Here is a 20,218-nt window from a genome sequence, read left to right on the forward strand (position 1 = left end):
GCTATGGTAAGTCAGAGTAATATAAAAAATGACGGCGCAAATTTGTGCCGTCATTTAGTTAGCGCCGCTGAAACTATTCCTACATCACTTGCGGTTGCCGTGCAGCAATCAAACAGTCGCTCGCTAAGTAGCTTGCAATACCAAGAGATTGACTTTCAAACCTTGCATAACAAGAGCGATACACTTGCCGCTGCGCTGGTTCATCATGGTCTTAGGCCGGGTATGAAAGCCGTGTTGATGGTCACGCCAAGTATCGACTTTTTCTGCTTAACCTTTGCACTTTTCAAAGCAGGAATAATCCCTATTTTGGTTGACCCAGGCATGGGCGTGAAAAACCTTAAGCAATGCTTTGTTGAGGCAAAACCTGATGCTTTTATTGGCATTCCTAAAGCACATATTGCCAGACGTTTATTTGGTTGGGGAAAGTCCAGCGTAAAATTTAAGATTAATGTTGGCGGCAGCAAATTGCTAAACCCATTAACAGGGGCTAAAGATCTAGCAAGCGTTGTTGCAGCCAATAGGGCAACTGATAAAGCATTTGCCATGCAGTGGTTAGATAGCGATGCAATGGCGGCGATTTTGTTTACCAGCGGTAGCACTGGCACACCAAAAGGTGTGGTGTATTCACATAAGATGTTTGAAGCGCAAATTAGCGCACTGAAAAATGACTATCAGATTAAACCTGGCGAGCGCGACTTAGCTACATTCCCGCTGTTTTCGCTGTTTGGCCCAGCACTTGGGATGGCGTCAATTGTGCCTGATATGGATGCCAGCAAGCCGATCACTGCCAATCCAGAGTTTATCTTTGCTGCAATTGAAAAATATCAATGCAGTAATATGTTTGTAAACCCTGCGCTGATAGAGCGTCTTGGTCAAGCGGGCGAGCAAAAGTCTCACAAGCTTTGTTCTATCAAACGAGTCATTTCTGCAGGTGCGCCAGCAACCATTTCATCGATAAAGCGCTTTAGCAAAATGCTTAATAGTGGTGTAGAAGTGCTTAACTCTTATGGCGCCACTGAATCGCTACCTATTAGTAAAATGGCCAGTAGTGAGCTGTTTAACACCACGGCCATAACCGATAACGGTGGCGGTATTTGTGTCGGCCGCGCAATTGATGGCGTTGATATAGCCATTATTGATATTGACGAGCAGCCGATTGCAAGCTGGCACAATGAGTTGTGGCTACCTGCTAATCAAATCGGTGAAATCGTTGTAAAAGGTCCGATGGTGAGCGCGAGTTACTATCAGCGTGACAGTGCCACCCAAGTGGCAAAAATTCAAGATAGTGACAACATACGCCATCGCATGGGCGACCTCGGTTATCTCGATAGTGACGGTTTACTGTGGATGTGCGGCCGTAAAGCGCACAGGGTTGATGCCGATGCGTTACCTGCCACCATGAATCAACCAAAACGTTATTACTCTATTCCTTGTGAGCGTATTTTTAATACTCATAGCGATGTGAAGCGCAGCGCGTTAGTTGCCGTGCAAATTGGCGGTAAAACCACGCCATTAATATGCATTGAGCTGAAGCAATCTGTTGCTTGCTCATTATCTGGTGTACTTTATAGCGAACTTAAAGCGATTGCCGAGCAACATGCGCAAACTCAAGGAATTGAGCGCTTTTTAATTCACCCCGATTTTCCTGTTGATATCCGCCATAACGCCAAGATCTTTAGAGAGAAACTTGCGGTTTGGGCGCAAAAACAAATTAAGGAATAATGCATCTTGTCTGCCACAGTTACCTCATCTAGCGCTAGCACAGCGACTCAAGCCACTCAGTCAACTCAAACAACGCAGTCAATTTGCGAGTTCAACGTGCTGCTTCCTCAAGAGCAAGCGGCATTAACCGCACTGAAGAAAAATGTCAGTCATGCTTTTGTTACTGGTGCAGGCGGCTTCTTAGGTGAGGCAATATGCAAGAGACTTGTTGCAGCAGGTATTAAGGTCACAGGCTTTGCCCGTGGAGATTATCCAGAGCTAAGCGCAATTGGCGTAAATATGATTAAGGGCGATATTGCAGACGAGCAAGCATTACTTAGGGCTATGCAAGGCTGCGACTTGGTGTTTCATGTTGCTTCAAAAGCTGGAGTGTGGGGCAGTAAGCAAAGCTACTATTCGCCTAATGTTGATGGTGCACGCTTTATTATTAGTGCTTGTAAACAAGCCAATATCGCTCATTTAGTTTATACCAGTACCCCAAGTGTTACCTTTGCGGGCAATGATGAAGACGGCAATAACGAGTCAGCGCCGTATGCTGCCAAGTTCTTAAACTTTTATGGTGAATCTAAAGCGATAGCAGAACAAATGATGCTAGCAGCTAATGGCGATTTACTGAGTAACGGTAAGCAACTTGGCACCACAGCACTAAGGCCACATTTGATATGGGGCCCGAATGATCCTCACCTTGTGCCGCGTGTGCTAGAACGAGCAGCAAAAGGCAGATTAAAACTGGTGGGTAAGCAAGATAAGCTGGTCGACACTATTTATGTAGGCAATGCCGCTTATGCACATATATTGGCAGCATTAAGGCTTAGTGAGAGTGACAAGGCTGCTCAAACTGTGTGTGCGGGTAAAGCATATTACCTCAGCAATGATGAGCCGATAACGATGGCGGCAATGCTCAATAAAATTCTTGCTTGTAAGAACCTGCCACCAGTGACTAAACGTGTACCTTCCAAGCTTGCCTATGCAGCGGGCTGTTTGCTTGAGTCCGTATACGGTTTGTTAGGTAAACAAGATGAGCCGATTATGACGCGTTTTGTTGCCCGCCAGCTATCGACTAGTCACTACTTTGACATCAGCGCCGCTAAACAAGATTTGGGTTATAGCGCGTTAGTGAGTATTGATGATGGCATGCAATATTTAAAGGCAAGCCTTAACAAACCGGATTAGCTGAGGTTTAGTTTCCATTGGCTTATCGACGGCTCGTGATAGAAAAAGACAGCAATTCATTGCTGTCTTTTTCGTTTATATATGCGGTTAGAGTGGTGATAGTTAATTAAATAACCAATAACTCACTGGGTTGTCCGGGCATTGAAATGGCCCGCATTCTGCAAAAGTACTCACCGCATTTAGCGCTGTTACCGCCAATACAGAAAAGAGGGCGATTCGGCTTAACAAAGGCATAGACTTTAATGGTTGAAAACGTGTGGGTTGATATTGAGATGAAAACGACAACATCACCGTTGTACCAAAGACAATAATACTAAAGGTGATAAAGGCCCAGGTGTAAAAATGGTAGGCGAAGAATGCATCACCGTAGAAAGGTGTTCCTGGGATAACATGCAAAGCCACTTGTCTTAGCGCTACAGCAGCGCCAAATAAAGCGGCAAAGATCATGATGGCATAATGAACCGGTCTAGGACCAAAGATCACATTACAAATAAGTCCAAACATCACCGCGACAAATCCTACGCGTTGCAATAGGCATAGTGGGCAAGGCAGCTCTCCAGCTGCAAATTGCGCATAAAATCCAAATCCCAATACTAAAGAGATAGCAATTGCACCGAGTGCGTTCAATTGTCTTGATAGTTGCTCAGTCATGTTATCACCTATAATAAAATAGCTAACGTATCGCTAGCATGATGGGAAAACCAAAAAATGCTGGCTACGAGTGCGATAGCAAAGCTATAAAATGCGAGGGTTCTTTTATTTTTAAGCGCGAATATCATCGCCATTAAAAATAATACAAAGAGTAGTGTCATCATAATAAAGTCCCTTAAATGTCCAACACTTGCCTATAACGCTGAGTTGATGGGTTTTGCCTAGATGCTAGTTACGTAAAGTCTAATGTAAATTAGTCTAATGTGTTAATTTTGAAAAATAATATATAAATTTCTCTCTGTAGAGCTTAATGCTGCATGCTGTTCATTAGGTTGGATTACGGTGAGTTTAGGCTTTTCGTTAAAATTTGGATTTTTAATTATCTACAATAAAAGGAATTTAGCTTTGTTGAATAAGGTATTACTTAACAGTGTTTTTGCAGCGGCGCTTTTATTAACGACGCCATTTTTTGCTATCGCTCAGGATAATCCGTTACAGGGAAGCTGGAAGCTCGTATCAGGTAAATATTTAGATGGTAAGGGTAAGTGGGTCGATTATGCAGATTTAAAATTGAGTGCTATTAAGGTGATTTCTGCTAATCATTTTAGCTTTACAACAGTCAAGAATATTGGCACGACGGAACAACCTAAAAATGAGTTTTGGGCGGCGGGTACTGGTCGCTATCAGTATACTGCAACCGACTATGTTGAGTTTCCCGAGTTGAACTCTTTCGGAGTAAAGCCTGGTGTGTCATTTGCGTTTACCTATGAGCTTAAAGGGAATGAATGGCATACAAAGCGCACAGAAGATGGGACGTTGAAAGAAGTTGAGGTTTGGGTAAAGCTCGACTGAAACTCACTAATTTTAGCGTAAATACATGACTAATAGATAGTAAAGTTAAATCGCAACAGGAGTACATGATGACAGCTAAGTCTAATAGGGATATTGAGAAAGTTTATAGTAATGAAGAGTTTGTGGCTAAATTAAGACGCCTCGCAGACGCGATAGAGTCAGGCGATCAGTTTGAAATCCAAATAGCCGGTGAGCGCATATACGTGCCAGTGCGCGCAGCGTATAGTATTGAGCATGAACGTGGCGACTCTGAAGAAGAGATTGAGTTTCAGGTCAAGTGGTCAAATTAGTCTGTAGCTTACGAGCAATCTTGAAATAACTAATTGGTATAAAATTACAAAACGCAGTGTTAAGCCAACACTGCGTTTTTTATTGCTAATGTTTAATAACGATAAAACTCGGTAGTTGAGAGTATCAACAGTATTTATTAAACAGTAAGTTATGCTGGTTTTTTTGGGGGGATTCAATAATGACTAAGCGTTTTTCATGAACGCTAGTTTTGATCCTAATGCGATAAAAAACACACCCGTAATTGAATGTAACCACATTTTGAACCTAGTACTGTTGGTCACGCCTTTAACTTTTGCCAGCATAATCACCATGATTGAAAACCATAGAAAATTAAGCACAGTGTGGGTGGTAACGAGTGCATAAGCACTGATTGCACTTTCACTATTAGGCATGAATTGTGGGAAAGCAGCCAAATAAAACATTGATACTTTCGGGTTAAAAACATTGGTGATAAAGCCTTCTAAAAATGCTGCGCGCACCGATGCCATACTCACCACTGAATTAGCGATAGGGTTATTTTTGGGGCTAGCTAAAAGCTTAGACTTCGGCTCAGCCATAGCCATGGTTTGGCTAATACTAGGGCCATTATTAGGGCTATTATGACGTGCATTGATTGGGCGCGTGTCACTTTGTTTGAAAGCGCCATAAATAGCCTTTAGCCCTATCCAGATTAAATAGGCAGCACCTACCATTTTAAATATAAAAAAGGCCTGAGCTGATTGAACTAGCAATATTGAAATACCAAAAATTGATAGTGTGCCATGAACATAAAATGCCGCAACAAAGCCCCAAATATTGGCAAAACCAGCTTTTTGTCCTGAAACTGGGACGGTTTTAGCGATAAGGAGCCCATTAGGCCCAGGTGAGATAACGAGCAGTGTCGCTACTGCAATAAAAGCTAAGATGTTACTTATGTCCATTGATTATCTACTTTGAAATAATGACGCTTCGAGAATGATTAGCGCTCGTTAGCACTTTTAGTTATTCACTAAATCCACTTTTGCTCATCTGATGATACGGTAAGCTCGCTTTGAGTGTCACCAGTATGAGCTGTAGATGCAGGCTCAACCATTAAAAAGTGAGTGTTGTCCTGTGCTTTAGGGCAGTGCTCAACACCTTTGGGTACGACATACATTTCGCCCGGGTTAAGCACAATATTTCCAGTCCTTAATTGTAAGGTGAGCTGTCCCTTAAACACTAGAAATAACTCATCTTCATTATCATGTTTATGCCAAACAAGCTCGCCACTGCCTTTGGCTATTTTTACCAGCTGCCCATTGGACTTAGCTATTACTTTAGGAGTCCACTCTTCGGTGAACAGATTAAATTTATCAGCAATATTTATTTTCTTCATATAAACCTACTTAGCTATTACACGTTATTAAGAGTTTAAAATAAACGACAAAGGAGAAAGCCCCAATTGTCTTTTCAGCGACCTCTTACGTCGCATTTTTAGTAGTAACACGAAATTGAACGGCAATGAAGGTTACCAGCAAAAGAGCTATCACGGAGGCAAGCAAGGCAATAATCCATATTGGATTAATACATAGTTTATATAAGCAATTAAACGATAAATATACTTTAAATATAGCGGGTTATAATAATATGTGAAAGATGGATTTAGCCAATGATTTAGTAAACGGGTAAGCAAGTAGGCTCGCCAGTCTTTTACGATTTAGTTGTTTAGGCTATCAACTCTGGTTTGCTAAGTCGTTAATCTAGTTAGTATTGCGAGTGCTAAAAAACGGTAAGCGGAAATGTAACGATACAGAGCCCGCGCAAGGTATTTTTTAAATACTTTGTCTAAAGTGGGTTCGTATGTTTTCGCTGCAAGGTGCTATCGGAGCTTTTAGCGATCTGTTAAGAATACCTAGTTTTGTCTTATCAAACTCGTACGTACTTATCTCGGTTGAAATTCTTTTCTCTTCTTCAATAATTAAGTGTCTAAGAAGGCAGTTTGTTTCTTCAGTTTTACCTTGGCTTAAACCGTGCGAAACTTCTTTCATCAAATTAAGAGTTAACGCATCGCTTATTAGCTCCGCTTTTTGAAATTGTTTTAATTCAAGCAGCTTTTCAGTGCGGTAGAAGTCATAACTAAAGCCACATATTATAAATGTAGATAATACTATCGATATTCCAATGAAGTAATCTCTATGCATAACGAGTCCTTGAAAACTAATCGTTTATTGTATAGCTGCTCGTTAATATCAAACCCGCTCGTCTTTGCCAAAGGCTTCGTGGTAAGCAATCATAAAATCCTCACGGATCAATTGTTCTAAATGAATTGCCTGCTCAGTGGGGCAGAAAATCATAATATGCACAAATTGCTCACCGTTAATGCCGCTGGTAATATGTATGTGCGGCTCAGCACCGGGCAAATCCACTCCAGCGTGTTTTTCAATCACACTGTTGTAACGTTTAGCGACTTCACTAAACTCTTCGCAGTGGGCCTCAATCTTCTCATGTAATTCAGCAAACAGCGGATATAGGTTCACAAACTCAACCACGGTGATATTGAAATCATGGTAAACATAGCGCTTCATAAAGTTGAGATTTTTAACGGCATAGCTAAAGAACATGCTATTCGGAAGAGTAGCTGTTTTGCCGGTAAAGTGATATTGGCCGTGGTGTAAGTCAATTTCTTGAATAACTGTTGCCATCAAGTTGTGTTCAATTACTTCACCACAGATTTTACCGACTTCAATCCAGTCACCAATGACAAATGAGCGTGAGCTGGCGCGCTGAATTGAGCCAGTAAAACAAAGAATAATCTCTTTTGATGCGACAACAAAAGCAATCGCAATAGCAGTTACAGATAAAGCAAATTTACTGATTTCGGTTTGCCATAACATGAACAAAATAACGATGATAAGGATGAAAGTGCCGTTTTTAGTGCGCGACATCCATTTACGTTGCACTTCGGTCAGAAAGGCAACATCGCCTCGAATGCGAGAGATCACTAAACGCTTAATCATTGAAATGAGAATAATGATTAACACCGTAAGCAATAGCTTATGGGTTAATAAAAAATCGATGGCAATGGCTAGTTGTTCCACAAAATCCCCTGCTAACTCTTATTATTGTTGATGTCAGTTAGGTGCATAAACACTAGGTTTCATGCAATAACAACGATATAGCTCACTCTAAAGTTATCACTATAAAAAAACAAGTTACGCCTTTTAATCGCATAGTTATTAATCAAAACTCTCAATGTGTAGACAAAAGCCTGGTGAGTTGTGTGAATAAATTGTTATTTTTGTGAATTTATTTGCGTAGCAAAACCATGTGTTAACCATTGATTTTAAATGGATTAATATTTTTGAAATCCGAGTGAAATACTCAAGCCATATTGTTGAAGTCTTTTTGTCATATCCAAGTATTAGGTTCATCTGCCAATTAATACATACTTTTAATCCGTCTTCGGAGATGACAATGGACTTGAAACACATTTTTAAACTTGGCGCACTATCAACTGCAATGGCATTAGCGGGTTGCGGCGGTGACATCAACATTAATACCGGCGCTGAAGAAGTGGTGACGGAAACACCTACTACGACACCTTCGCAAAGTGAGCAAGCTGCGGCATACAGTGGTTTTGCTGAGCGCAACACTAGCTTGTCGGTAGATGGTAAAGAAGTATGGACGCTTAAAGGCACATTGGCGCCTTCAAGTGCGGCATCAACAGTTGGTAGTGGTGACACTGGTGGCCAAGATGCTGAAACTATCGTGCTAGGTAATGATGTTGTTTGGGAGTTAGACGGCGCAGTGATTGTTGGTGGCGATAAAGAAAGCAGCGTAATACTTGAAGTACGTGCTGGCACTAAAATTATTGGCGGTAGCGATTCATACCTAGTGGTTAGTCGCGACTCTAAAATTCACGCACAAGGCTCTGCAACGCAGCCTATTGTGTTTACCTCAAAAGAAAGTGCAATCGGCCAGCCCGGCGAAGCGGGACAATGGGGTGGTTTAGTGCTACTCGGTAATGCACCAGTTAATACTTGTCCAGACTTAACAGCGTGTGATGCGGCATTTGAAGTTGGCAGTCACAACTACGGCGGCGACAACACTGAAGATAGCTCTGGCACATTAAAGTATGTTCGGGTTGAGTTTGGTGGTTTTAAAATTAACGATACTCAAGAAATGAACGGGATCTCGTTTGCCGCAGTAGGTAGCCAAACAGTTGTAGACCATATTCAAGTTCACCTTAATAACGATGACGGTGTTGAGTTTTGGGGCGGTAATGTTTCAATTTCTAACGTGGTATTGACTGAGAACTTTGATGACTCATTAGATTGGACTAACGGTTGGCAAGGGAGCGCACAGCACGTTTATATTCGCCAAGCTGACAACGGTTCTAACCGCGGTATTGAAGCTGATAGTAATAGCGATGCATCGGCAATGCCACAGTCTCTGCCGGCTATTGCTAACGTCACTATTGAAGTGGCTAACGGTGAAAACAGCGGCGGTGATGATGCTGAAGGTATTTTATTCCGTAAGGGGACAGGTGCTCATGCTTATAACGTTCTGGTTAAAGGCGATGTTAACTCTGGTGAGTGTTTAGAAATCAATGATGATAACACGGTAGTCAGCACTCAAGATGGTGCACTCACAATGCAGAACAGCTTAGTGGATTGTGTTGAGCCGTTTAAAGACGCCAAAGTCGATGCTGAAGAAGGGCGCTCATTGGCACTTGATGTTGAAGCGTGGTTCTTAGGTCAAGAGGGCAACTTAGCCGGGGCATCAGATCTAAATGGTTATATGCCGAATACGGCATCGGTTGCGCTAACAGGTGGCGCAGCAGACTTAAGCAATGTGGATCAGCGCTTAGCTGATGCGCCATATATAGGTGCATTTGACGGCAGCAACGATTGGACTGAGGGCTGGACCACGGCGATCCATGATGATGCTACGCCTGCACCTGTGGCGCTACCGGTATTAACCTCATGCCCAGTAGGTACAAGTGCACAGAGCGTTGTTGCTGGCATTTATAAAGATGACAGCATCAATCTAGTTTGTACTTTAGAAGGCAATGTGACTAGCAATACCACACTACTTGCTGGCGAAAACGTAATGTACAAAATTGATGGCGGCGCAGTCGTTGTTGGTGGTGATAACACTGACTCTGCAACTTTAGCGATTCAAGCAGGCACTAAGTTATTTGCCACCGACAACAGCTATATCGCAGTGAGCCGTGGCTCAAAGATTATGGCGAAAGGTAGCGCTGAGCACCCAATTGAAATGACTTCAGAGCAAGATGTGATTATGGGCGCTGAAGGATCTCGCGGCCAGTGGGGGGGCTTAGTATTACTGGGTAACGGTTTAACTAACAAGTGTGATGATCCAAATAGCTGTGATGTTGCATTTGAAGTGGGTGACTTTCCATACGGTGGTAACGATAACGCTGATAACAGCGGTCAAATCAGCTATGTAGTGGTCAAGTACGCCGGCTTTAAGGTGAACGATACCCAAGAAATGAACGGTATTTCGTTTGCAGCGGTCGGTAGCGGTACCCAAGTTGACCATATTCAAGTACACGCTAATGGCGATGATGGCGTTGAGTTCTGGGGCGGTGCAGTCAACATGAAGTATGTGTATCTGACTGAAAACTTCGATGACTCACTCGATTGGACTAACGGTTGGCAAGGTAAGGCGCAGTTTGTCTACATCACTCATGAAGATGGAAGTGCTAACCGCGGTATTGAAGGTGATAGCCATAAAGGTACAGGTGATACTCCGGTGTCTAAGCCTGTGCTGTCGAACGTGACTATTTTACCTGGTGTAGATATTGAAAACGCCAGTGGCGATAAAGGCGAGGGGATTTTACTTCGCGTGGCAACCGCTGCTTCACTTAATAACGTACTGGTACAAGGTCGTAAAGGTTCTACATCATCAACTGAAACCGGTGAGTGTTTAGAGCTTGATGGTACTTATGCAGACCTTGTTGATAACGTAACCAATAACGAACTGACCATCTCCCACTCTGTGATTGATTGTAACGAGCCATTCAAATATAGCTCTGACAACGCAGCCACAGCAGATGCAGTAAATGTAGAAACTTGGTTCTTAGGTCAAGCGGGTAATAGCACTGCAGCAGTCAGCATTACTGACGGCATGCCAGCAGCAACTGATACCACGCTGTTAGGTCAAGGTATTGATATGAGCAGCGATAGCTTCTTTGAATCGACTGATTATATCGGTGCATTTGATGGAACTAACGATTGGCGTCAAGGCTGGGTACATACTCCAAACTAAGTCAGCCTAACTCTCGGGTCTTTTCAAATCCACTTTGTGTTATTGAGCTGAGATTTGAAAAGAAACGGGAGTGTTTATTGTGTCATTTAAAGCCGCAGCAACGCGGCTTTCATTAAACTGCATTCAGGATTGTCAGTATGAAAACCAAGCCGAACTTTACCTTAACTAAGCTCAGCCTTGCTGTTGCTTCGGCAGTGTCTGCAGCTGCAGTATTCGCGGCTGCTCCAACTTACGCTCAAGATCAAACATTAGACAATGGCGAAGACTTTCCCATTGAACGTATTGAAGTTACCGGCCGTTTACGTACCTCAGCTTCAGAGGCGATGGAAGAGCGCCGCGAACAAATTGCTGTTGCCGACATTATGGGCTCAGAGCAGATTTCGCGAACCGGTGATAGCGATGCTGCATCAGCACTGCGCCGTGTTACAGGCTTAACTCTTAAAGATGGTAAATTTATTTATGTGCGCGGCTTAGGTGAGCGTTACTCGAGTACTTCATTAAATGGTGCTGTAGTGCCATCACCGGATCCAACTCGTAATGTGGTGCCGCTTGATATGTTCCCGGCGTCAATTATTGAGTCACTGTCGGTACAAAAATCGAGCACTGCAGCAATGCCTGCTGCATTTGGCGGTGGTCATGTTGATATTCGAACTAAATCAATACCGGCAGATCTGTTTTTTAAAGCATCGGTAGGTGGTCGTTTTAACAGTAACGACAGCCAAGATACTTATACCTACAACGGCGGCGATGACGACTGGTTTGGTAAAGATGATGGCACGCGCGCCATGCCATCAAGTATTAACCAAACCTACAGTCAATATGGCGGCATTAGCCCAATTGATATTGTGACGGGATCAAACGGCCAAATTGATTTTCAAGCAGCGCAAGAGATGAATCGCCAACTTGGCCTTGATATCAACCGCGATATGACAGTGCAAACTAAAGGCACAGATCCGGGAATTCGTGGCAACATTGCAGTAGGTAACAATTGGGACATTGGCGAAGAGTCAATTTTTGGTTTTATGGCTGCCGCTTCTTACAAAGAGCAAGCTGAAAACTATACCAAGCTAGACGTCGAATTAGATGGTGACGAAAGCCAAGCACAAATTGAGAATGAAAAGCAGATTGTAGGCACGGATTCAATCGTACAGATCTCTGGCATGCTTAACATGGGCTTTGAGTTCAACGTAGATCATAAAATCGAGACCTTTACTACTTACCTAAGAGATACCTCTGATGATGTGTCGGTGGCGATGGAAGAAACTATCGATACCTTAGGTGAACCAAACGCGCTGCAAGTTTACAATATTGATTATGAAGAACGATCACTGATTAGCAATCAAATCAAAGGTCAGCACTTTTTTGAGATGTTGTGGGACTTAGAAGCGAACTGGATGTACTCAGATGCTCGGTCAGAGCGCTATGCACCTAATGAATTGTCTTATACCTATAACGTAGTGGTTGATGACAATAATGGCTTTAGTTCGCGCAATCTTAATACTCAAGATGCGCCAAAATATGTTTATAGCCAATTAGATGATGACACCACTAACTACGGCTGGGATTTATCTCTGCCGATAGAGTTTGATAGCACGATAGTGACGATTAAAGGTGGCTATCAGTACTTTGAACGCACCCGCGAAAGTTACGCAACTCGTTTAGGTTTTGATGTGGATTTAAGCCCAACAGATCCTAATGGCGATATTTTATCGCAAGAGTTTAATCAGATCTTTAGCAACGATAATATCGCTAACGACACCTTAGGCTTTGAGCTTAAAGATGCATCGACTGATACTGAAGATTACATTGCAGCAGAAAAGTTAGATGCGGGCTTTGTAAGTGTCGATGTTGATTTTGATGATGTATGGCGCCTATATGCTGGCGTGCGTTATGAAGATTTTCGTCGAGTCACTTTGCCAATCGATCCTGATGGTGAGATCTCTGATGAAGGCGGACGTTATGACTTAACTGATTACGCTATTACTGAAGATGGTTGGTTCCCATCAACGTCGCTAACTTGGAAAAACACTGATACAACCCAGTGGCGCTTTGGTGCAAGTAAAACCATAGTGCGCCCAGACTTACGTGAAGTATCACCAGTACGCTTCCAAGATCCGGTAACTGGTTTTGACTTCTTTGGTAATCCAGAACTACAAAGCTCTGATATTTATAACTTAGATCTTCGTTGGGAATGGTATGGCGAAACCGGTAACAACCTCAGTGTGGGTGGCTTTTATAAAGACATCGATGCGCCGATTGAACCTATTCAGCGGATCTCAGAGGCTGGGCGTCAGCTTAAGTTTTACAATGCAGACTCTGGTTATATCTACGGTATCGAAACTGAGTTTCTACAGTCTTTAGGCTTCTTGGGGGCTGAAAATAGCGTGTGGAGCAACTTCTTTGTCGCAGGTAACTTGACCTTAAGTGATTCTGAAATTGAAATTGCCCCTAACGGTGAAATTGACCCGACTAATAATAGCCGCCGCATGACAGGCCATTCTGAGTGGGTGACTAACGTGCAACTTAGCTATGACTCCTCTAACGAAGAACACAGTGCCACCTTAGTTTACAACGTGTTTGGTGATCGCATTGCGTATGGTGGTCGCGGTGGACTGGATGATGTGTATGAGCAGCCATTCCAAAGCCTTGATTTTACGTATAGTTACTTCCCGCTAGAAAGTCTCGCGATTAAAGTAAAAGCGAAAAATCTATTGGGCTCAGAAACCGAGTATGAGCAGCAAAACATAACCGTTTATGCCAAAGACCCAGGTACTGAATACACTATCGACATTAGTTATCAGTATTAAAACAGGCAGTACAAGCACTAGCGAGTATGTTATCCGCTAGAAAACGCCGTAAACGATTCTAATCCTTTTGCGTTTACGGTACCAAAGGCCACTTTTTCTGGACAAAAAAGTGGCCTTTTTACCTTGGTAACCTTTCATGTTTGTTGTTTAAAATTGCTCGCTGTAGCCGTATGATTATCATAGATAAATAAACACCTTAGTAAAGCATGCTTTATTTGGGAAAGTTGGCAAAATAACGCGAGTCTTTGCATGAAAAAGCCATTACCAGTGCTGTATTCTCTGAGAAATTGCCCCTACGCGATGCGCGCAAGGTTGGCGATATTTGCATCTGAGCAAACGGTTTGTTTGCGCGAAGTGTTATTGAGCCAAAAGCCCGCACAAATGCTAACGGCATCACCTAAAGGGACTGTGCCTGTATTGGTGCTGCCAAGTGGTGAGGTGTTGGAGCAAAGCCGAGATATTATGCTGTGGGCGTTTGCCCAAAGCGATCTCAACAACTATCAACTCCATCAGCCACTTGCTAATGGCAAGCAAAGTGAAGCAGCTACAGTGCAGCAGTTAATGACTCAATTTGACAGCGAGTTTATTCCCCGTTTAGAGCATTATCGCAGCGCTAAACGCTATCGTGATCCTAAATTATTGCAGTATCGCGCTGAGTGTGAAATCTATTTGCAGCAGCTAGAGTCGCGTTTAGCTCAACATGATTTTTTATTTGGTGGTAAGGCATGTCTTGCAGATGTGGCGATTATGCCTTTTATTCGCCAATTTGCTCGAGTAGAGCGGCAATGGTATCTACAGTCGCCTTATCCTGAGGTACGGCGCTGGTTAGATGGTTATTTGCAAAGTGCTATGTTTAGTAAAGTCATGGCGCAATATCCTGTATGGACTGAGGGCGCTAATGAGACGTTATTTGGCGGTGATAAAGCCTAAAAAATACAACAAAAAAGCCCACAAAAGGATGTGGGCTTTAGTGACACAGCTAATAACTATCTAACTTAAACTATCTAACTTAATTGAGTTGAAACTCTGGGCGGTAGCTTTGCGGTAGTTCAAATATCTTGTGCTCGCCGCTCAATGGGCAAATAAAACTCAAATGGCATGACGTTAGTTGCAGATTAGGCGTATTTTCGCTGCCATTGCCGTGTTGCCTGTCACCTACGACAGGGTGACCTAAACTTGCCATATGGATGCGGATTTGATGTTTACGCCCAGATTCAATTTTTACCTGAACTTTAGACTGATTTAGCTCGCTGTTGTACTCGAGTATATGGGCATGGGACAGCGCCGATTTATTATCAACATTGGTATCAATGCTGATATTGCCCTCAGGAAACTTACCCTCAACAATCACTTGGTAAAACTTATCTAGCGCACGGGTTTCAAATAGATGGGCGATTGCTGCGGTGACTTTTTTACTGTGGCCAAGCACTATAAGTCCGCTTGCTGCGAGATCTAAGCGATGAATGATATAGGCGCTGCGAGCGGGGTCTAAGTGGGTTTCGGCAAAGCGATTAATGGTGGTGTGATCGCTCCATTTTGAGCCTTGGCAACGTACACCAAACGGCTTATACCAAATACTGTATTGGCCTTGATCAAATAGCAGTTCTGGCGCAGTAATGACTTCATCTAACACTGCTTGGTTGTAATAAAGGTGCAGCTCATCACCTGCTTTTAATGGCTTTTTGGCACGGCGTAAACGATTAGTTTGCTTACCATGACTATGCCACACAGCACCTTTTTGCATAGCTTGTTTAATGCTCTGTTTAGATAGGCCGGTATCTTCAGCTAGTAAACTCGCGGCATCGAGCTCTGCTGATTGGATTTTAATATGGGTTTCTATTTTCAAAGGGCTCATGCTATACGGCTATCAACGAGAATTTATCAGCCGATGATTTTACACGATTATCTTGTTTTTAGCTCATGCTTACGCATAACTTCTCGTCATTCAGCCTCACCGTTATGCGCTTTTTGGGCGGATTATTAATGCAGACTTGGACTATTCATATTGATTATGCGGTTAATGGTGAAAATTTAATGCAAATTGTCTTGTTCTAGCATGCTGCTAGGCTTAGTGTTTAGTTAATTAAGGTTGAGGTAATCCAACGGGTCTTGTGCCTAAGTTAGTTTAACAAGCTTGCGCTAACACCTTGGTATTACCGATTAAATAGCGAATGGAGTGAGTTATGGACACGCAGTTAGCATTAAGAGTTAACCGTTGGATTGAAAGCGACCCTGATCCACTAATGCAGCAAGAGCTGCAGCAGTTGGTCGATGCGAGTAATGTCAGTGAGCTAGAAGCGCGTTTTAATGGCCGTTTAGCCTTTGGTACCGCAGGCCTTCGTGGCGTGGTTGGTGCAGGGCCAACACGCATGAACCGCTTAGTTGTGCAGCAAACCACGGCAGGTTTAGGCGCTTATTTAAAGGCGCAAATTAGCGATGTTGCAACCCGTGGCGTCATTATTGGTTATGACGGTCGCCATGACTCAAAACAATTTGCTCATGATGCTGCAGGTGTATTAACAGCCTTAGGGGTTAAGGTTTATCTAACTGCTGATGTTGCCGCTACGCCGTTAGTCGCATTTGGCGTTCTGCATTTAGGTGCTGCGGCAGGTATTGTGGTTACTGCGAGTCACAACCCGCCACAATATAACGGCTACAAAGTGTATTGGGGCAACGGCGCACAAATTATTCCGCCACATGATAGTGGTATTGCGGCTTGTATTGATAAGGCCGCAACAGAAAATATTAGTTTATTAGACGCCCAGCAGGCGCAAGCGGCAAACTTGCTTGTTATGTTAGAAGCCGAGTTTTATCAAGCTTACCGTAGCGGCGTTAACCAAGCCGGCGTTTTACAAAATCATACTCAACCTGATTTGGTTAGCTTGGCGTATACAGCTATGCACGGTGTGGGCAACAAAATGGCACTTGATGTGCTAAAAGATGCAGGCTTTACCAAGGTGCATTCGGTAGCCGAACAAGCGCAGCCAGATGGCGATTTTCCAACGGTGAATTTTCCGAATCCTGAAGAGAAAGGCGCGATGGATATGGTGATTGCTGAGGCGAAAAAGCATGGCGCTATGTTAGCTTGCGCCAATGATCCTGATGCTGATCGTTTTGCGGTTGCAGTGCGCACAGATAGTGGCGATTACCAAATGCTAACCGGTGATCAAGTGGGAGTGCTATTTGGCCATTACTTACTGACCCATGCTAATGAAAATGAAAAGCTAACCTGCACGACTATTGTTTCTTCCAGCTTATTGTCAAAAGTGGCCCAAAGCTTACAGGCTAATTGCCGCACTACACTCACAGGCTTTAAATGGTTGACGAATGTCGGTATGAGTGAAGAAACGGATGACAATCGTTTCCTATTTGCCTATGAAGAAGCCTTAGGTTACACCGTTGGCTCAATGGTATGGGACAAAGATGGCTTATCAGCGTTAGTGGCATTTGCGCAATTAACCGCTGAGCTTGCCAGCCAAGGGCAAACCATTTGGGACAGGCTTGAAAGTATTTATCGTGAACATGGTTTTCACCTCAACGCGCAGGTGAGTATAGCCCTTAAACCGACCACGCCAAATATTGGTGCTCATTTGCGTCAATATCCACCGTTAACGATCGCCGGGCATAAAGTGTTATCAACCGATGATATCAGCATCAGCAAACGTGTATTTAGCGATGGCAGTGAAGAAGATATTGCTCTGCCAACCAGTGACGTGCTGATTTACCGTTTAGACAATGGCGCTAGGGTGATTGTTAGGCCGTCAGGCACAGAGCCAAAAATTAAATGTTATTACGAAGTGGTAGCAACAATGACGGCAGAAGATACGTTAGCCAGCGCACAGCGCCGCGCTCAAGACGAAATGGATCGTTTTATTAGCGAGCATCAGGCAGCGTTACCGCAGTAGTGATGTGGAGCAGTTATTACTGCCAGCAAAAAGCCAGCTAACATTATTAATAGGATAATGATTAACACGATATAGAGAGCAGCGTAAGCTGCTCTTTTTTTACTTATACTCAACTTCACTTTGTGAATCGAATATTGCTCTCAAGCAGAACCTAAAAGTTTTACAAAAAAACTTGCTGCGTCATATCTTGTCGCAAGCTGGTATTATGCTAACTGCATAGAAGTTATTGAGAAATTGTAGATGCAAGCAAATATCCAGCGCCAACTTGTTATGTTAGAACTAATCCCTACTGCGCCAAGGCGTGTCACTGCCAATATGTTAACTGACATGCTGCATAATCGTGGCTACGAAGTCGGTCTGCGTACCGTGCAGCGGGAGCTTAAGGCGATGTATGACATGGGGCTATTTGGTTTAGCTTTAGATGAGCGCTGTAAACCTTTTGGGTGGTCAATCGCAGCCTGTTGGCGTGGCCTTAATTTGACCTTGATGGATCAGCATATGGCGTTGGGGCTGCATATTTTAAAACGCAATGCACAGCAGTTGTTACCGCCAGAAAGTATCGAGCAGCTCACGCCTTATTTTGAGCGTGCAGATCAAGTTTTAGCAAATGATCCTAATAATCCTTGGCTTTATTGGGCCTGTCGTGTGGCGCAGTTACCTGAACCTTATCCTTTTACCTATGTAGAGTCAGATCCAGAAACACTTAAAACGGTGCAATATGCACTGCTACACAAACGTCAAATTGCCTGTCAAATTGAACGAGTGATAAAAGGTAAGCGTTATTGGATTGATTACCAACCGGTGAACCCTGAAGGAATTAAAATTTCAGATGGCGTTGCTTTACTTGCTTTTACTGTTGGTACGACTCACGTAACCCGCTATGCCAAACCAATAAATTTATTACGTAATGTCAGGTTGCTCGATTCCGCTGCTATAACTCGAGACGATTTTGATATCGGGCGCAGCGCTCAGGCGAGTGAGGGAGCTTTGATTGACATAGAGTTACTGTTTACTCCATCGGCAAGCTTTATTTTACGTGGGGTTAGGTTAAGTGATAACCAAACGATAGAGCAGGTTACTGACGGACGTTACTTAGTTAAGGCCACTGTCAAAGACACGCCAAAATTACGAACTTGGCTGTGGAATATAAATGACAAGGTTGAAGTTATGGCGCCGATAAAATTAAGGTCTTATTTTATTGGTCTTATCCACAAAATGAATACTCGATACCAAAATGCTGCGACGGACCTTGTCGCGCCAGTCAGTTAAGTTCCTAATATCCCAATTTAGGAGTACGCTAAATGTTTGATTTAGTCAGCCCAAACCAACATGCACCCCGTATCGCAGTATTTGGCGTAGGGGGCTGTGGTTGCAATACCATTAATCAATTAAGTCAGTCTGCTTTACACGAAAATGTAGAGCTTATTGCGGTAAACACTGACGCACAATCATTAATGATTTCTCAGTGCAGTATCCGTTTACAGATTGGATTAGAGGTAACCAAAGGGCTAGGTGCAGGAGCAAGCCCTGAAAAAGGGTGTCAGGCCGCTAAAGAATCTGAAGTTATATTGAAAGAACATATAGAGCGCGCTGATATTATCTTTATTACTGGGGGAATGGGCGGTGGTACAGGTACTGGCGCCATTCCATTTATTGCAGAAGTCGCTGCAGAGCTTAATAAACCTTTGGTAGCGGTTGTGACAACGCCTTTTAGTTTTGAAGGTCAGAATAGGAGTGCTCTAGCTCAAGCTGGTGTTGAGCAGCTTATGCAGCATTCCAATGCGGTGATTGTTCTACCTAACGACAAGTTGATGGAAGCTCTTGATAAAAAAATTAGATTAATCAATGCTTTTTTTGAAAGTAATCGCGTATTGCAAGATGTCTTACAAGGCTTAACTACGACTATCAGTCAATCAGGGTTGATTAATATTGACTTAAATGACTTTATCGCTGTGATTAGTCACCAAGGCCGAGCAGCGATGGGAGTCGCTAGACAATTAGAAGGTGAGGAGCTACAGCTTACAATAAGCAACGCACTTAAAAATCCATTACAGGAAAACGTAGATTTAACCCAAGCTAAAGGTGCGATAGTCAGTGTGATAGCGACTGAGAATATCGAGTTAAGCCAATACCATAAAATAGGTGAAACTTTACATCAGCAACTGGCTCCTGGAGCATTTGTGATTATCGGTTTGACCATAGTCCCGGAGCTTGATTGTGAGCTAGAGCTAATGGTTATTGCAACTGGGATCCAAGCACAAGCAAACATGGCTGATAATAACGTAAACACTCATGAAGTAATTAGTGAAACAGACACAACAGAAAGCATGGTTAAGCCAAGGTTTGTTAGTTCAGAGTTGGTTAATGTGCATGATTTTTTAAAACAAAAAGCTATCTCAAGTCCTGCAGCAAACCCTTTGCCGGGCAATAAAGGCGAACATGCAACATCGGTGTTAGAGATCCCAACTTATACCCGAAGACAGCAAGTGAATGAGCCTTAATGCGACAAAATAAAAAGCCCCTATCGTTACAAAGGGGCTTTATTATGTTGTTATTCTAAGTTGC

17 protein-coding genes are annotated in these 20,218 nt (G+C 43.2%); 10 read left to right on the top strand and 7 right to left on the bottom strand.

Annotated elements, in window-relative coordinates:
• Nucleotides 1-3: 3 nt before the first annotated feature.
• Nucleotides 4-1,722, top strand: a complete 1,719-nt coding sequence (gene oleC, locus L2740_RS11515; RefSeq protein ID WP_248950342.1) for an olefin beta-lactone synthetase — start codon at nucleotides 4-6, stop codon at nucleotides 1,720-1,722.
• Between the two features lie 81 nt (nucleotides 1,723-1,803).
• Nucleotides 1,804-2,895, top strand: coding sequence for a 2-alkyl-3-oxoalkanoate reductase (gene oleD, locus L2740_RS11520; protein WP_420833530.1), 1,092 nt, complete (start codon nucleotides 1,804-1,806; stop codon nucleotides 2,893-2,895).
• A gap of 102 nt (nucleotides 2,896-2,997) precedes the next feature.
• Here the strand turns inward: oleD and L2740_RS11525 are convergent, their stop codons facing one another.
• Together L2740_RS11525 and L2740_RS11530 are read right to left on the bottom strand one after the other, a co-directional pair.
• Nucleotides 2,998-3,546 carry a disulfide bond formation protein B gene (locus L2740_RS11525; protein ID WP_248950344.1) on the bottom strand — a complete coding sequence of 183 codons (549 nt, stop codon included), beginning with the start codon at nucleotides 3,544-3,546 and terminating at the stop codon, nucleotides 2,998-3,000.
• Between the two features lie 8 nt (nucleotides 3,547-3,554).
• Nucleotides 3,555-3,710 (bottom strand): DUF5993 family protein, encoded by a 156-nt coding sequence (locus L2740_RS11530; RefSeq protein ID WP_248950345.1) that lies wholly within the window; start codon nucleotides 3,708-3,710, stop codon nucleotides 3,555-3,557.
• Between the two features lie 178 nt (nucleotides 3,711-3,888).
• Between L2740_RS11530 and L2740_RS11535 the strand changes: the two genes are divergently transcribed.
• Together L2740_RS11535 and L2740_RS11540 are read left to right on the top strand one after the other, a co-directional pair.
• The gene (locus L2740_RS11535; RefSeq protein WP_248950346.1) at nucleotides 3,889-4,398 is read left to right on the top strand and encodes a hypothetical protein; all 510 of its coding nucleotides are present in this window, start codon (nucleotides 3,889-3,891) and stop codon (nucleotides 4,396-4,398) included.
• A 68-nt stretch (nucleotides 4,399-4,466) separates the two neighbouring features.
• Nucleotides 4,467-4,688, top strand: coding sequence for an amphi-Trp domain-containing protein (locus L2740_RS11540; RefSeq protein WP_248950347.1), 222 nt, complete (start codon nucleotides 4,467-4,469; stop codon nucleotides 4,686-4,688).
• Nucleotides 4,689-4,871: 183 nt separating this feature from the next.
• Here the strand turns inward: L2740_RS11540 and L2740_RS11545 are convergent, their stop codons facing one another.
• From L2740_RS11545 to L2740_RS11560, 4 genes are all read right to left on the bottom strand, one after another.
• The gene (locus L2740_RS11545; protein WP_248950348.1) at nucleotides 4,872-5,609 is read right to left on the bottom strand and encodes a LysE family translocator; all 738 of its coding nucleotides are present in this window, start codon (nucleotides 5,607-5,609) and stop codon (nucleotides 4,872-4,874) included.
• 68 nt (nucleotides 5,610-5,677) lie between these two features.
• The gene (locus tag L2740_RS11550) at nucleotides 5,678-6,043 is read right to left on the bottom strand and encodes a cupin domain-containing protein (RefSeq protein WP_248950349.1); all 366 of its coding nucleotides are present in this window, start codon (nucleotides 6,041-6,043) and stop codon (nucleotides 5,678-5,680) included.
• Nucleotides 6,044-6,479: 436 nt separating this feature from the next.
• On the bottom strand, nucleotides 6,480-6,848 hold the full coding sequence (locus tag L2740_RS11555) for a hypothetical protein (protein ID WP_248950350.1): 369 nt from the start codon (nucleotides 6,846-6,848) through the stop codon (nucleotides 6,480-6,482).
• A gap of 48 nt (nucleotides 6,849-6,896) precedes the next feature.
• Complete coding sequence (locus L2740_RS11560; RefSeq protein WP_248950351.1) at nucleotides 6,897-7,745, bottom strand: mechanosensitive ion channel family protein; 849 nt, start codon at nucleotides 7,743-7,745, stop codon at nucleotides 6,897-6,899.
• A gap of 376 nt (nucleotides 7,746-8,121) precedes the next feature.
• Between L2740_RS11560 and L2740_RS11565 the strand changes: the two genes are divergently transcribed.
• From L2740_RS11565 to L2740_RS11575, 3 genes are all read left to right on the top strand, one after another.
• On the top strand, nucleotides 8,122-10,941 hold the full coding sequence (locus L2740_RS11565; RefSeq protein ID WP_248950353.1) for a hypothetical protein: 2,820 nt from the start codon (nucleotides 8,122-8,124) through the stop codon (nucleotides 10,939-10,941).
• Nucleotides 10,942-11,078: 137 nt separating this feature from the next.
• Nucleotides 11,079-13,748, top strand: coding sequence for a TonB-dependent receptor domain-containing protein (locus tag L2740_RS11570; RefSeq protein WP_248950354.1), 2,670 nt, complete (start codon nucleotides 11,079-11,081; stop codon nucleotides 13,746-13,748).
• Nucleotides 13,749-13,997: 249 nt separating this feature from the next.
• Nucleotides 13,998-14,678: a glutathione S-transferase gene (locus L2740_RS11575; RefSeq protein ID WP_248950356.1), complete on the top strand. Its 681-nt coding sequence runs from the start codon at nucleotides 13,998-14,000 to the stop codon at nucleotides 14,676-14,678.
• A 79-nt stretch (nucleotides 14,679-14,757) separates the two neighbouring features.
• Here L2740_RS11575 and L2740_RS11580 read toward each other — a convergent pair whose 3' ends face one another.
• The gene (locus L2740_RS11580) at nucleotides 14,758-15,603 is read right to left on the bottom strand and encodes a pseudouridine synthase family protein (RefSeq protein WP_248950357.1); all 846 of its coding nucleotides are present in this window, start codon (nucleotides 15,601-15,603) and stop codon (nucleotides 14,758-14,760) included.
• A gap of 328 nt (nucleotides 15,604-15,931) precedes the next feature.
• Between L2740_RS11580 and L2740_RS11585 the strand changes: the two genes are divergently transcribed.
• The 3 genes from L2740_RS11585 (at nucleotide 15,932) to ftsZ (ending at nucleotide 20,154) form a co-directional block, all read left to right on the top strand.
• Nucleotides 15,932-17,653 (top strand): phospho-sugar mutase, encoded by a 1,722-nt coding sequence (locus L2740_RS11585; protein WP_248950359.1) that lies wholly within the window; start codon nucleotides 15,932-15,934, stop codon nucleotides 17,651-17,653.
• A gap of 240 nt (nucleotides 17,654-17,893) precedes the next feature.
• Nucleotides 17,894-18,922, top strand: coding sequence for a helix-turn-helix transcriptional regulator (locus tag L2740_RS11590; protein ID WP_248950360.1), 1,029 nt, complete (start codon nucleotides 17,894-17,896; stop codon nucleotides 18,920-18,922).
• 32 nt (nucleotides 18,923-18,954) lie between these two features.
• A complete protein-coding gene (gene ftsZ, locus L2740_RS11595) occupies nucleotides 18,955-20,154 on the top strand; it encodes a cell division protein FtsZ (protein WP_248950361.1) in 1,200 nt (399 codons plus the stop codon).
• Nucleotides 20,155-20,218: the final 64 nt, after the last annotated feature.

Origin of the sequence: Shewanella pneumatophori (assembly GCF_023283895.1) — a bacterium.
Taxonomy (GTDB): Bacteria; Pseudomonadota; Gammaproteobacteria; order Enterobacterales; family Shewanellaceae; genus Shewanella; species Shewanella pneumatophori.